Origin of the sequence: Streptomyces ossamyceticus (assembly GCF_001418475.1) — a bacterium.
Taxonomy (GTDB): Bacteria; Actinomycetota; Actinomycetes; order Streptomycetales; family Streptomycetaceae; genus Streptomyces; species Streptomyces ossamyceticus.
Genome location: NZ_LIQX01000438.1, coordinates 1 through 1,017 on the forward strand (window position 1 = coordinate 1; position 1,017 = coordinate 1,017).

At 73.5% G+C, this 1,017-nt stretch carries 1 protein-coding gene; it reads right to left on the reverse strand.

Translation table 11 applies throughout. The features are described from left to right. Positions 1 to 58: 58 nt before the first annotated feature. On the reverse strand, positions 59 to 832 hold the full coding sequence (locus AOK15_RS28725; RefSeq protein ID WP_055521260.1) for a hypothetical protein: 774 nt from the start codon (positions 830 to 832) through the stop codon (positions 59 to 61). Positions 833 to 1,017: the final 185 nt, after the last annotated feature.

A 1,017-nucleotide genomic window follows, 5' to 3' on the forward strand; every position in this document is an offset into this window, starting at 1 on the left:
GAGGCGCCCGGCCCCACCCCCAGCCGCCGCGGTCGTCGCACCGCACGGCGGTACGCCGTCAACTCGGCAAGCGCCCCGTCGAAGCCCGTACCGAGCGCCAGCGCGACCCACCCACTCGCGAACTCCGCGCCCGGTGCTCATCGGGGGCGGACCCGCCGAGCGCCAGATACGTCCGCCCCGCAGCCTCGCCCGCCTCCCACACCCCACGCGACGCCGACTCGATCTGCCACAGCCACGTCCGCGCTTCCGCACGGCACCGCAGGGCCCCCATCGTGAGAGGCCCGTCCGCGGACCAACGGCACTCCGTGAGCCGTTCCTCGCGCCCCTCGAACACCGTCAACTCGTCGTGGGAGGGCAGCCCGCCCAGCAGCAGACTCCCCACCGACCGCACGGTGACCGGCGCGTCCCCCTCGTTGCGCAGCCGCACCCGGGACCGCAGCACGGAGACCCCGTCAGGAGAGGCGTACTCCCCGAAGGCGGCCACCCCGCTCTCCGGGTCCCACAACTCGACGACCAGCCGATGCCAGCGCACACCGGGACCGTCCTCCGCCGCGAACGCCGACCGATGCGCCCGGTAGCGCAGCCGCTCACCGAGCGCGGAACCCGTGAACGGGGGCCGCGACCACCCCCTCCTCTCCCCGAGCAGTACGACATCGACCAACGGCAGCAGGACATCGGCCTCGCCCTCCTCCGGGTCACCGGGACGCCGTACGCACACCAACCGCGCCGTGTCACCGCTCAGATCGAAGTCGACGGCGAGCGCGGAATGCCCCCACCGATAGGCGAGGCTCCACGGGAACGCGTTGGCCCACTCACTCCCCGACTGCGGCATGCGATCCCCCCGGCTCGACGGTGCGCCTGGTGTGCTCGGCAGCCCCTGCCACGCGCCGTGAGCACCACTTGAGGTCTACGAGAAACAACACCCGAATGCTCAAGCGGCCACCCCGACGGCGGGTCGGCCACCCCCGTACGGAAGGGGCCGTGCCGGCGCGTCAAGCCCGTCGCCCACAGCGGCCC